At 52.3% G+C, this 12,533-nt stretch carries 14 protein-coding genes; 12 read left to right on the plus strand and 2 right to left on the minus strand.

Going from position 1 to position 12,533, the window contains the following annotated elements:
* Nucleotides 1–157 precede the first annotated feature (157 nt).
* Both CR46_RS0102310 and CR46_RS0102315 read left to right on the plus strand, forming a co-directional pair.
* Complete coding sequence (locus tag CR46_RS0102310; RefSeq protein WP_030069753.1) at nt 158–1,345, plus strand: tyrosine-type recombinase/integrase; 1,188 nt, start codon at nt 158–160, stop codon at nt 1,343–1,345.
* Nucleotides 1,346–1,386: 41 nt separating this feature from the next.
* A complete protein-coding gene (locus CR46_RS0102315; protein WP_035536136.1) occupies nt 1,387–3,723 on the plus strand; it encodes a YecA family protein in 2,337 nt (778 codons plus the stop codon).
* A gap of 77 nt (nt 3,724–3,800) precedes the next feature.
* On the opposite strand, the gene CR46_RS0102320 is transcribed toward CR46_RS0102315, so the two are convergent.
* Complete coding sequence (locus CR46_RS0102320; RefSeq protein ID WP_030069757.1) at nt 3,801–4,814, minus strand: hypothetical protein; 1,014 nt, start codon at nt 4,812–4,814, stop codon at nt 3,801–3,803.
* A 95-nt stretch (nt 4,815–4,909) separates the two neighbouring features.
* Here CR46_RS0102320 and CR46_RS0102325 point away from each other — a divergent pair, with 95 nt between their 5' ends.
* The 9 genes from CR46_RS0102325 (at nt 4,910) to traJ (ending at nt 11,545) form a co-directional block, all read left to right on the plus strand.
* Nucleotides 4,910–5,131, plus strand: coding sequence for a helix-turn-helix transcriptional regulator (locus tag CR46_RS0102325; RefSeq protein ID WP_030069759.1), 222 nt, complete (start codon nt 4,910–4,912; stop codon nt 5,129–5,131).
* A gap of 4 nt (nt 5,132–5,135) precedes the next feature.
* Nucleotides 5,136–6,029 (plus strand): helicase RepA family protein, encoded by an 894-nt coding sequence (locus tag CR46_RS0102330; protein WP_030069761.1) that lies wholly within the window; start codon nt 5,136–5,138, stop codon nt 6,027–6,029.
* Nucleotides 6,016–6,771 (plus strand): hypothetical protein, encoded by a 756-nt coding sequence (locus tag CR46_RS0102335; RefSeq protein ID WP_035536138.1) that lies wholly within the window; start codon nt 6,016–6,018, stop codon nt 6,769–6,771. The genes CR46_RS0102330 and CR46_RS0102335 overlap by 14 nt, the downstream gene beginning before the upstream one ends.
* Before the next feature lie 1,131 nt (nt 6,772–7,902).
* Nucleotides 7,903–8,673, plus strand: coding sequence for a P-type conjugative transfer protein TrbJ (gene trbJ / locus CR46_RS0102340; protein ID WP_030069765.1), 771 nt, complete (start codon nt 7,903–7,905; stop codon nt 8,671–8,673).
* 11 nt (nt 8,674–8,684) lie between these two features.
* On the plus strand, nt 8,685–8,918 hold the full coding sequence (gene trbK, locus CR46_RS0102345) for an entry exclusion lipoprotein TrbK (protein ID WP_030069767.1): 234 nt from the start codon (nt 8,685–8,687) through the stop codon (nt 8,916–8,918).
* An 11-nt stretch (nt 8,919–8,929) separates the two neighbouring features.
* Nucleotides 8,930–10,585 carry a P-type conjugative transfer protein TrbL gene (gene trbL, locus CR46_RS0102350; protein ID WP_030069769.1) on the plus strand — a complete coding sequence of 552 codons (1,656 nt, stop codon included), beginning with the start codon at nt 8,930–8,932 and terminating at the stop codon, nt 10,583–10,585.
* 12 nt (nt 10,586–10,597) lie between these two features.
* Nucleotides 10,598–10,864 (plus strand): hypothetical protein, encoded by a 267-nt coding sequence (locus CR46_RS0102355; RefSeq protein ID WP_030069771.1) that lies wholly within the window; start codon nt 10,598–10,600, stop codon nt 10,862–10,864.
* 67 nt (nt 10,865–10,931) lie between these two features.
* On the plus strand, nt 10,932–11,159 hold the full coding sequence (locus CR46_RS0102360) for a type I toxin-antitoxin system ptaRNA1 family toxin (RefSeq protein ID WP_030069773.1): 228 nt from the start codon (nt 10,932–10,934) through the stop codon (nt 11,157–11,159).
* A gap of 11 nt (nt 11,160–11,170) precedes the next feature.
* Nucleotides 11,171–11,545: a conjugal transfer transcriptional regulator TraJ gene (gene traJ, locus CR46_RS0102365; RefSeq protein ID WP_030069775.1), complete on the plus strand. Its 375-nt coding sequence runs from the start codon at nt 11,171–11,173 to the stop codon at nt 11,543–11,545.
* Here the strand turns inward: traJ and CR46_RS0102370 are convergent.
* Entirely contained in the window at nt 11,523–11,747 is a 225-nt protein-coding gene (locus CR46_RS0102370) for a hypothetical protein (RefSeq protein ID WP_030069777.1), read from the minus strand. The genes traJ and CR46_RS0102370 overlap by 23 nt on opposite strands.
* A gap of 150 nt (nt 11,748–11,897) precedes the next feature.
* On the opposite strand from CR46_RS0102370, the gene CR46_RS0102375 reads away from it, so the two are divergent.
* Nucleotides 11,898–12,467 (plus strand): recombinase family protein, encoded by a 570-nt coding sequence (locus CR46_RS0102375; RefSeq protein ID WP_030069779.1) that lies wholly within the window; start codon nt 11,898–11,900, stop codon nt 12,465–12,467.
* The last annotated feature ends 66 nt before the right edge of the window (nt 12,468–12,533 follow it).

Raw genomic sequence — 12,533 nt, forward strand, 5'->3', positions numbered from 1 at the left:
CGAGTCATGATGCCATGAGTGATAGCCGATACCATGCTGCTTGATCCTGTGTGTTCATGGTATCGAAATTATTTAACTATCTGTTTTTATTGATTTAATGGCCTGGTTCTCGGGTGATCTTCCAGCATGGTATTGGAATCGAAGAAGGATAAGACTCTTGCTGACCGATACCAAGCTGCGCAACCTCAAGCCGAGGGATAAACTCTACAAGGTGAATGACCGGGATGGCCTCTACGTGGCCGTCACTCCTGCCGGTTCTATCTCATTCCGTTACAACTACTCGATCAATGGCAGGCAAGAGACAATCACTTTTGGCCGCTATGGCGTTGGGGGTATCACTCTGGCAGAAGCCCGTGAGCGACTTGGTGAAGCCAAGCGTATGGTCGCCGATGGAAAGTCGCCAGCGAAGGAGAAGGCCCGAGACAAGGCGCGTGTTAAAGGGGCTGAAACCTTTGGTGCCTGGGCGGAAAAGTGGCTACGCGGATACCAGATGGCCGACTCTACCCGTGATATGCGCCGCTCGGTTTATACGAGAGAGCTGGAAACGAAATTCGGCAATCAGAAGCTGACCGAAATCACCCACGAGGACTTGCGAGCACTGACCGACGCCATCGTAGAGCGCGGTGCGCCTGCTACGGCGGTTCATGCGCGTGAGATTGTACTCCAGGTATACCGCTGGGCGACTGAGCGAGGCCAGAAGGTTGAGAACCCGGCAGACCTGGTGAGGCCTGCAAGCATTGCCAGGTTTGAGCCGAGAGATCGAACCCTGACGCCCGAAGAAATCAGGATCATGTACCAGTACATGGGGCGTATTGGTACATCACCATCGATCCGGGCAGCGGTAAAGCTGCTGTTGTTGACGATGGTGCGTAAAAGCGAGCTGACGAATGCCACCTGGAGTGAGATCAACTTCAGCGAAGCGCTCTGGACGATCCCCAAAGAACGGATGAAGCGGCGAAACCCTCACCTGGTGTTTCTATCCAGGCAGGCCATGGATATCCTCATCGCTTTGAAGACGTTCTCTGGAGGATCGGAGTATGTTCTGCCGTCACGCTACGATTCTGATGTCCCCATGAGCAGTGCCACGCTGAACCGGGTGATGACGATGACTTACAAGCTGGCTCAGAAAGAAGGGCAGTCCCTTGCCAAGTTTGGGCCCCACGATCTGAGACGTACAGCGAGTACTTTACTCCATGAAGCCGGTTACAACACCGACTGGATAGAGAAATGCCTAGCACATGAGCAAAAAGGCGTAAGGGCAATCTATAACAAAGCCGAATATCGTGAGCAGCGTACAGGCATGTTGCAGGACTGGGCGGATATGATCGACGAATGGACATTATAGCGCTCGAAAGGTCAGCAGGTCGAAACGGGAGGGAGATAAGAATGAATATGGAAGAAGAACGAAAGAAGGCTGCTGCTTCTTTATTGAAGGATATGGAATCCATTGCTGACCGAATGCGTGAGTTGATTGTCAAAATGCCTCCGCATGATTTGCTCGGTTACATCTACGCTCAGCACATGATGAAAACAATGGGAAACCAAATTGGGGGCGAAAAGCAAGGCCAAGAGGATGGCCCAGATGACGTGGTTAATGAAAACCAGTTTTTACTGGAGTATGTTCACGCGGTTCTGGCATCTGATGCCGCACCTGCGGATATGGAATTCGACGAAGCACTGTGCGCTGAGCTGTTTGAACTTGGCCGAAAACTTAGAGAGCAGGCCATGTTCTTTGCTATGGCCACCTCTGCTGATACCAAAGATGGCATCTTCGGTCCTAACACGGCCGACATTGAATTCCGTGCGAAATCCACTTGGGTCATGATACGCGGGAATCGTTATCAAGTTTTGGAGGGCGAGTTCTATCGCTACGTTCTGGCGCCTCACAATGATGTTTTGGAGGAGGTGTACGGCATTGGTGCCACCGATATTGCGGAAGGCTTTCAGGCTATGGCCGACGCCACTCGTTCCGGGCACGCCAACGCAATCATTGAGATGATGAAGCAGTTTGAGGCGGCAAAGGCCTTTTCTATAGAGCAAGGTAAGTCTATGGAAGACGCCATGGAGGCATGGGTTGCAGAAAATGCGGAGCAGTCCAAAGCGGCCCGGGGGGCGATGGAGGATATGTTTCGCGGTGGTATTGCCAATGTAAGCCGTCACACGAAGTTGCCACCGACATTGCTAGCGGACTTATCATACCAGCGTGGAGAAGATACTGAGTTCTTCGCTGCGGGCGATTTTAAGGGGACACCCTTTCGGACACTACCAGCACGTAAGAAACCTCTAATTCAGCTTGGGTCGGACTACTACGCCGTCGACCCCTGTTTTGCTCGCGATGCGGGGTATCGTGCGCTCCTCTTTAACCTCCTTCAGCGAAAGCCGGATTACAAGAAGGCCGTTAAAGATCGGCAGAAAATGATGAGCGAAGCAGCCTTTGCCGACATTCTAGATGCCCAGCTTCCGGGAGCCACAGTTCTCCAAGAGGTTTACTACAAGGATCCTGACAGCAAGCAGTGGTCCGAAAACGACACTCTAATCCTGGTCGATGATGTGCTGTTACTAGTTGAGGCCAAGGCTGGTGCAGCTGCCACCATCGCATCGCCAGCGCTTGATTTTGGTCGCCATGCTCAATCAGTACAGGACTTGGTACTCAAGGCATATAAACAATGTGCGCGCTTCTTCAATTATGTGAATTCGGCGGATGAAGTGTCCCTCTATCACCTCGTGGATGGCAAATACGAAGAGTGTAGCCGTGTGCGTCGCTCTGACTACCGGGTAATGGTGCCGATTGGGTTGACAGTCGAGTCGTTCTCGCCCTTTTCCACGTGCTGTAAAGAATTACCGCAGGTTGAGCCTTTACTTGGAAAGCATGCTTTCATTTCACTGTCCATCGACGATTTGTTTGTGCTCAAGCGACTCTTGCCCACACCCGGGGAGTTCGCCCATTACTTGGAGGTGCGGCAAGCTGTGGCCGGGATACGCGGGGCACATCTCTTCGACGAGTTCGATCACTTGGGTGCTTACCTGAAGAAGAACCGGTTCGATCAGGATATTGTCGAGCAGCTGAAGGAAGAGAAAGCGAACATGCTTATCTGGGATGGCATGAGTGACATCGTCGACAGGAGCTTCGAGGGTGAAGAGTGGGAAAGCAAACCGTTCCCAAGTCAGAAGTTCCCAGAGGAGGTGCTGAAGCTGCTTGGAGCACTCGATAGCACCCGAGCTAGCGGTTGGCTTTCAGCGGAGAGTCATATCCGTGACCTAGGAGAGGAAGGCCGGAATAATCTGGCCAAGATGCTGTCCGACCTTCGAAAAACACTGCTTCAGCATCCCGCTCGTTACTTTGTTCTGGGCGGGGATGGTGTGCCGCTCTTCGTTTGGCTTCAACGGCATGGCCACCCAATTGACTGGACTAAGGTGAACAATAAGGCCAGCGCAGGTGCGTTGAGTGTCAAGGCTACTAACGTCATTGGCGTCGTGGCTGAAGTTAGTGCTGAAGGCACGTATCTCCAGGCGCAGCCTTTCGAAGTCTACATACCGACAGAACGTACGGAAGAAAACGCCCACATTTACGAAGACGCGGCGAGAATGGCTAACCCTGCACGTACAGTCAATCTCAACCGGGAAAAACAACTCTCCCCTAGTCGCAAGAGCAAAAAAATTGGACGTAATGTCCCTTGTCCATGCGGCAGTGGCATGAAATACAAGAGGTGTCATGGTCGGTAAAATGTGCTTTCACGGCTGACTAGAATCAGCTCAGGAGTCCAGATTTTTTAGCGGCTAAAATTCCTGTTGGTATCCCTCTAGCCTCCCAACAGGAATTCTTTACGTATTGTAGCCAACGCTTTAGATACTGCTTGAGGTGTCAGTGGTTGTTGTTTTCTGCTTAGTAGCTTTTTGCCAATTTGAGCTTGAGTGTAGCCATAATGCTGAAGTACCAGCATTTTCTTCTTATTATCTGAGAGCTTAGAGTCGACCATCTTTCGAGCCAGATTGCGAAGCTCCGCTACGTCTGCTGGCTGTAATGTTAAATTCAACATGAATAGGAAGAAATAGTCATCGATTAGTTTGTCTCCTGACATAGCATGAGGCTTAGAACGATGTGCAGACTGATGAGTTAACCTGGAAAGTTCGATATTGAATTGCGCAAGGGAGCGCTTTGCTTGTTTGTAACTTGGGTTCCACTCGTCATTGGTAAGTTTAGGGCGATGTTCTTTGCAGTAATTGTGGCTAAGCTCTAGTTTCTTGTGGTCTATAAGTTCAACCTCGTTTGTTTGTTTCTGCTCGACTGCGAGCATGAATTTTGAGTACTCCGTAAGGCTCCCACAGAATTCACAAAAATTATGTTTTCGTTGTACGTTCAGGTTGACGCCTTTGGTCGCTGTTGATTTCTTCGGAAGCTTACAGGCGCAATCCCAGGTTAATTCGATTAACGATTCAATGGTTGCGACGAAGCACTGATCTCTTTGGGTTTGTTTATCACTTGTCTTTATGAACTGGCGTAGCAGTTGGCGCTGCATGCGCACCATTGCTTCCAGCCCTATCAGCCGGATGATTTCGCTAAATCCAACCCCTGAACCACTGCCCGCAACATAGTTTTTATAACTGTTTGGGAGGGAATCCATGTATTCAGCTATGGCAGGATCGATCAGTTCTTGTATCAGGCGAAGAATGGGGTAGCGCCGAGAGAAGGCAGAGTAAGGTCCCCAACACGTTCTGAATTTGGCGATAGCAAGAGAAACAGGCTGGGCGCAGCCTGGAAGGATGGCTATGTAGTCTCGTCCTAGGTCTAGCCTAGCTTGGTGTTCTGTATCCATAACAACCTTATAGTCCAAAAATAAAGCTTAATCAAGTTGCATTGCTTGGCACGATGAAGCCTCAACAGGTAAATGGAGGTTCAAACGTGAAAACAATGGCAAATAAAGTGCTCATCAATAGGAAACAACTCCTGGAGATGATCCCACTTTCAACCCGCACAATTTATAACCTAGAGCAGCGTGGGGAGTTTCCGAAGCGTATAGCGCTTACAAGCAGAAATGTTGCTTGGGATTTATCGGAAGTTGAAGAATGGATAGAAACGCGTAAAGCGTCTGGAATCCAAGCTACTCGACCTGGCAACACCATAGGGGCCTAACAGCATGGCCATCGAAATTTCATGGCTCGATTTAAGAAGTGCTGTTGAGAACGAGCCGGAACCTCTTGATTTTGTATTTCCTGGTTTCAAAACGGGAACAGTTGGAGCATTGGTAAGTCCTGGTGGAACAGGTAAAACCATGCTTGCTCTACAAGTTGCCGTAACGGTTGCTACCGGTGCGGATCTCCTGAATTTAGCTGATATGGACAGTGCGTGGCGGCTGGTTACTGGTCCAGTGGTATTTTTAACCGGAGAAGATCCTGCAGACGTGTTAGATGGGCGTTTTCACGCTATAGGCCGACACCTCAACACCAGCCAGCGTGAGGCCATGTATAACAACCTAGCGGTTGCTCCTCTGGTCGGTTTTAGTGCCGATATGATGAGCGGAGAGTGGCGGCATTGGATTGAGAACGTGACTCGAGGTGCTCGCCTGGTAGTTATTGATACGTTACGCCGGTTTCATCAGTTGGACGAAAATGACGGGGGCCATATGGCAGGGTTGTTGGCCTACATGGAGCAACTTTGCCGAGCAAATAGAACCAGCGTTTTATTCCTGCACCATACAAATAAAGCCGGTGCGTTTAACAGTGGCGACGCTCAGCAGGCTAGCCGAGGCAGTTCTGTACTCACAGATAACGCCCGCTTTCAAGCGAATTTAATTGGCATGGGGGCGGCAGAAGCCGAAACATGGGGTGTAGACGAAGAATGCCGCCGCCATTTTGTCCGATGGTCCTTCCCTAAGCTTAATTACTCTGCCCCGATCTCTGACCGGTGGTATAGGCGCCACGAGGGCGGTGTGCTCAAACCTGCCGTGTTGGAGAGGCAGCCTAAGGCCAAAGGAGTATTACCGTTCAAGAAATCTAAAGCTGTTATGGAAGGCGCTGATGACAACTGGTAACAAGGTCACTCCAACTAGTACCAGTGCACAGGCAAGAGTGATGCTTTACCAGGCCAGCCAGCGCCCAAGCCTGATGGAGGCCGACTGGATGGAAACATCTTTTGGTCGCTGTCGCATTAAGGGGAGGCTTGGCCAGCGGCACGCAGATGTTGTTGAGGCGATTTTGCACTGTGCCGAACGTCGCCGTGATGTGTCAGATGGTGGTGTGGAGCTTTTGGTAGACCCTGCCAAAGTACGGAAAACCTTGTCAGACAGCCGGTATAGTTCCTCCCAGCTTGAGAAGCTGCTGGCAGAGCTGCGAGCAGCAACCGTAACCATTGAAACGCCACAGTTCGATTTTCCGATAATCGGCGGCTTGATCGATCATGTTATCCCTTCACCTAAGACGCGCCCTGATCCCTTGACGGGAGGAGAGCGGAATCTGTGGAGAGTTCGGCTTGGTATCGCCTTGGTCATGCTATTGGAGCATGACCTTAGTCTGTACTATGATCCCGCCCCCATTGCTCGCTTGCGGCACGGGATTAGTCAGGCGGTCGCTCGACACATATTGACCCACAAGAATGACCCAGCCGGAGGGTGGCATGTTGATACTCTCATTCGAGCAGTCTGTGGTGAAAACATCAATAGTAAGAAGATGCGAAATGGGCGTTCCAGGCTTAGGGAAGATGCGGAAAAATTGCATGAAGTTGGGATAACGATAGATGCTGAGAATAGGATAAAGCGCCTCACACCCGCCCGATAGCGCCTCACACCCGCCCGATGGCGACTCACACCCGCCCGGTAGTGACTCACACCCGCCCGATTTTTTGCTGTTTTGGCAGGATATTCAGGATATCTCAGGATATCCAGCAACCTCCAGCTGGGTGCTGGAGGTTGAATATCTATCGGCCTCCGGCCGATGTTTTAACGCCAAGAGGATGGTCGATTCTGCTTACTCTCCAAGGACGATCACCTTTCCTTGGCGTTCAATCCGTCCGAAGGACGGTCAAAGCCGCCTCACAAGCCCTAGGAACGTCGATCAGAGACTGACAATGGTATCCGAGGAGGGTAGTGCCTGAAGCGCCTCTCTGGGGCGCTCAGGGAGCCGTATCCCATGAGCCAAGATGAGTAGCAACTTAAGCCGGTAGCAGTCTGTAAATGTGTGCAGTTTGTTGTATGTAGTATGTAGTAGCACCATACAACATACTACAACGCTACATTTCCTATTCGCATATACATGTGCTCGAAACCTGTCTGAAGGTGGGCGCGCGGCGCAACAAGAATGCCTCAACTAATACCGACCCCAAACAGTCAATGAAATGGCCGCCAAGTGGGTGGAGTGTTAGGGAAGTCTTTGTAAAGAAAGGCAATGTGTCAGGTGTCCATGTGTTTCATTGACATTTGAGGGGCGGGATTTCAAGCAAGGTAGCCACATGAGGGAACTCACAGGAAAGCTGTGTTTTTGTGTGTAGTGAATGGCGAGGAAAGTAGTCATCTCAAAACGCTGCTAGACCGCTATTTTAGCGCTGTTGAATCGCTATAAGTGCGCTGTCATACCGCTGTAAGTGTCGGTTTACTCGGAAAAACACGGTTTGCACAGGAATAAACAGGTTACAGCACAGAAATGCACATACCGTACGCGCAAGAATCAACGCTGTGGTGCGGGCAAGATAGGTGAAGTAGGCCCACCGACAAGTCGGCGGTTCCTATTTCACTCGCCCTTATTCGCACCGGAGGTGCTCAACGGGAATCTTGTTCTGCGAGGCTACCGGCTGCCGCCGTAGTAGTTATTGACGTAAATATCTCCATGTCAACTTTTATGTCCAATTATTGAGCTTATACGTTATGCATTGAAAGGCACGATAAAGCATTCATTGGTAATGGAGATCAACGTATGCAAAAAGTTAGAAGAAAAAATTTAGCCGCTAAAATTGCTCTGGCCGTCGCTATGACGACCTGCACTTTGCAGCCCGTCTACGCCGGTATTCCAGTAGTTGATGGCACCAACCTATCGCAGAACATCATGTCCGCGATGGAAGCCGTTGCGCAGACGCTAAAGCAGATTCAGGAATATCAAACTCAACTCCAGCAGTACGAAAACCAACTGCAAAACACGATGGCCCCGGCTGCCCATATTTGGGACCAGGCACAGCGCACCATCAACGATCTGAACCAGGCGACCAACACACTCGCCTATTACCAAAATCAGCTTGGCAGCCTCGATGCCTACTTGGGCAAGTTCCAAGACGTGGCCTATTACCGCAGCTCGCCTTGCTTCTCGTCGGCGGGGTGCAGCGATGCCGAACGGGCCGCGATGGCCGAGAACCGCCGCCTGGCGTCTGAATCGCAGAAGAAGGCCAACGATGCACTGTTTAAGGGTTTGGAACAGCAGCAAGACAACTTGGAAGCTGATGCCCGTCAGCTCACCCGCCTGCAATCTGCCGCCCAAGGTGCAGACGGACAACTGGCCGCCATTGGTTACGCCAACCAGCTCGCCAGCCATCAGGCCAACCAGCTCCTGCAAATCCGTAGCTTGCTGATTGCCCAGCAGAATGCCGAAGCGACACGCCTGGCATCTGAACTGGATGACAGTGCCAGAGGGGAGGCCCGGGAAAAGCAGCTTCGCACTTGGGAATACCAACCCAGCTCAGCAGACCGCTACTAAGGAGAGCCGCAATGAAGAAGATTGTCCCACTTGTGGCTGTTGCTGCTGTTTTGCTGACCGGGTGCGAGGACACACCACCGGAACCCAATAAAGCGACCTGCACCGGCAATGCCTATGAACAGGCCCTTTCCGAGATCAGCAGTGAAGCGAAACGCCAGGCGTTTGCTGCCGAGTGCGAATCTTTCCACAAAGCTCAGCAGATGGGTGAATGGGAGTTCAAGCCCAGCTCCCCCGACAGATATTGAGGGAGGGCATCATGAAACGATTTGTCTTTGGCGGATTGGGTGTGATGGCCGCCGTCATGCTGTCCGATACGGCAATGGCTCAGGAGCTGTCCAGCAGCAATATCATGGATGATGTGCTAGACCGTTTCCACGCCGCTGCATCAACATGGGGACCGATCATTGAAGCGGCTGCCACCCGTCTGTTCTGGACGCTGGTTGTAATTTCGATGGTCTGGACGTTCGGCATGATGGCACTGCGCAAGGCCGACATTGGCGAGTTCTTTGCCGAGTTAGTCCGCTTCATCATGTTCACCGGCTTTTTCTGGTGGCTGCTTTCCAATGCCACCCATGGCATGAATATCGCCGGAACCATCATTGCTTCATTGCAGCAACTTGGTGCCGAGGCCGGGGGGCTGGGTAGTAGCACTCTTGGACCATCGAGCATCCTGGATATGGGGTTCGAACTTTACAATAAGACTGTCGAGGCCACTTCAGAGCTAAGCTGGCGACAGTTTCCGACCGCGTTAGTGATGGAACTGATGGCTCTAGCCGTGTTGGTGGTTCTCGCTCTTATTGCCGTTAACCTGCTGCTGCTTTTGGCGGCCAGTTGGATACTTCTTTATGCCGGGGTGTTCTTCCTGGGCTTTGGTGGCTCGCGTTGGACCTCGGACATGGCAATCAACTATTACAAAGCCATTCTTGGTTTGGCGGCACAACTGCTGGCAATGGTGCTGATCGTTGCTATCGGCAGGCAGTTTCTCGTGGACTACCACAGCCAAATGCGGGCGGAGAACATGGCAAGCCAGGAGCTGGCCGTCATGTTCGTTATATCCCTGATCTTGCTGTTCCTGGTGAACAAGATTCCCTCAATGATTTCCGGCCTAGTGACTGGCGGTAGCGTCGGCTCTATGGGGGTTGGCTCCTTTGGTGCCGGTGCTGCCATGGGGGCTGCTATGACAGCGGCCAGTATGGGAGTGGCCGGGGCCAAAATGGCCGGTGCGGCGATGCTGGGAGGTGCGGCGAACACCGTTGGTGGGGCGAGTGCCATCAAAGCCGCCTTTACCAAGGCGCAGTCCAATATGTCCGGGGGAGACATGCCGAGTTTCGGCGGCGGAGGCTCCGGTGATACCGGCGGCGGCTGGGGTGGTAGCGACACTGGCAGCGATAACGTGAGCACAGGTGACACCCCGTTTGCTCAGGCGGCGGGCTTTACCAGTTCTTCACCGTCTGGCGGCTCTGGCTCTTCAGGTGGTGGCTTTGGCCGGACTGCTTCCTTGGTAGCTGGTACGGCGGGTGAGCTGGCTAAAGGGGCTGGGTCCAAGATGGCCGGTAAGTTTCAGGACAAAGTAAACCAGACTGCCGGCGGTCGTTTGGCGTCTTCCATCCGCGAAAGCATGGAGCCGAAAGGCGATAACGATGCCGGGGCGGACAGCACTTCACCGTCGTTCGATAGCGATAGCTTGAGCGGTGGAAACGGCGGCGGCTGGGTAAACCAATCAGGCGGCTTTGATGCTCTGTCCAGCGATGACCAGGACAAGGCCCGCCAATCACACGCTGAGTGGCAAGCACGCGACCCGGATAAGCACACCTTCGACGTTGGGGACTACGTTTCGTATGCCCAGGAACGCCAGCAGGAGCGCAACGAAGAGGTTGCCAGCTTTGTGAACCGAGGCCAGCAGGCCACGTAAGGAGATACCACGATGACACAACGTAATTTCATGGCTGCCCTGGATATGATCGACGAGACCCGGGAGGCCTCCACAGAGACGGCTTTTGTGCCGGTTGTCGAACCAACGACCGAGGGAGAGAAAGACGCTGAGGCGGAGATTACAGCCTTTGTAAACCGCCCGGACCCTACAGGCCGGGTGGAAGCATCGAGCAGCACACGCATTAGCAACGATGCAGGGGCTGGAACTGGGAAAACACCGTTTTCAGAAGCTGCCGGGTTTTCCAGTACCGGGCTTTAAAAGCACACGGGCCGGTGATGCTGCACCGGCCCGCATTTCCACATACCACCTGTCAGAGAGGTGACACATGACAACCACACATAATATCGAAGTTCAGCAAGCAATTCATCAGGCAGCGACCAAGCTGGCCGCCCTGGAGTTCATCGACCAGGAAGCCGCCCGGCAGATTTCGCCCGTTGCGGAGGCGGTCGCCAATATGTTCATGATCCTTTACTACCAGGCTGAAACTGGTCGAGCGACGCCGGAGGACTTCCAGGAGGCATTAGCAACCATCCGGCAGGCGACAAGGAACTAAGGCAAAAGGTGATGAACGATAAGACGAAACGAATAACGAGGAAGAGTAGTACACCTATCAAGGTGTACTGCTTACCCGAGGAAAAAGAACATATCGAGGCGCAAGCAAAGCGAGCAGGAATGAGCGCTGCGCGTTATCTGCGTGAGGTTGGCCAGGGCTATAAGATCAAGGGTGTCGTCGATTGTGAGCAGGTCCGGGAGTTGGCTCGAATCAACGGAGACCTTGGCCGCTTGGGCGGCCTACTGAAGCTATGGCTTACCGATGACGTGCGAACTGCGCAATTCGGCCAGGCAACAATCCTTGCTGTTCTCAGCAAGATCGAGGCAACGCAGGAGGAAATGGGTAAGGTCATGACCAAGGTTGTTATGCCGAGGTCTGAGCCATGACAAGGCTATGATCGCTCCCCTTGTTTTTACGTCGGCGGGCCAGTTCTTCTTTTGCCCAAGCTGAAGACTCCATCATATCCCGCCGAAGTTCCAATTTCTCCTGGTCTGTCAGTCTCTGAACGCCCCGGCTGGCAGCGTCAGCTTCGAGTGGCAAAGCTTCCTTGGTGTAATTACTTGATTCTTCTGGGCTCTTCTTGCTCATTCTTCGCTCCTCTATCCGTCTCTTGATGTATCAATCATAGCGCCTATGAATTAGGAGCAGGTTACTCCGCGATGCTCTCAACTTCCGCTCGCCTGAGCTAGCGAAGGCTGTTAATATTTCCGTTAACTTTTCAATGTTCTGGTTGTGTCAATGAATCAACGCATAGGATACATCCGAGTATCGCCGGATAACCAGCACCTAGACCTCCAGCGTGAGGCCCTCAAGAAGGCAGGGTGTCGCGCGATCTATGAAGAAGCTTTCAGCGGTAATAGTAGAGAGCGCCCAAAGCTTGAACAGTGCCTTAGGGAGTTGCGTGCGGGGGATTCCCTAGTAGTTTGGCGGTTGGATGATCTAGGGCGAAGTTTGTCCGACTTAGTAATGACAGTGGAAAGTCTAGAGCAGCAAGGGGTGGGGTTTGAGAGCATTACCGAGCAGATCGAAACTACCGGTGCAGCAGGAAAAGTAGTTATTCATGTATTTGCTGCACTAGCTGAATTTCGACGTAGCTTGATTCGCAAACAAACGCAGCCTGGTCTTGCTGCAGCACGTGCTAGGGGCCGGGCGGGAGGGCGGAAGCCTAAGCTTGATGATCAGCAAGTTCGGGAGATTGAAGAACTTCTAAGCAACCCTGATATGCGTGTTGCAGACGTAGCTCGTCGTTATGGAGTCTCTCGCACAACGATTTATAAGTATGTTGGAGTCGTTGTGCCTCAGCATTGAAGGGGAGTCCAGTTTCGCTAATGAGTCTCATGGTGCTGTATTTAAATATGTTGAGGCTGTAACGGA

The organism is Vreelandella neptunia, assembly GCF_000712975.1.
In the GTDB taxonomy this organism is placed as follows: domain Bacteria; phylum Pseudomonadota; class Gammaproteobacteria; order Pseudomonadales; family Halomonadaceae; genus Vreelandella; species Vreelandella qaidamensis.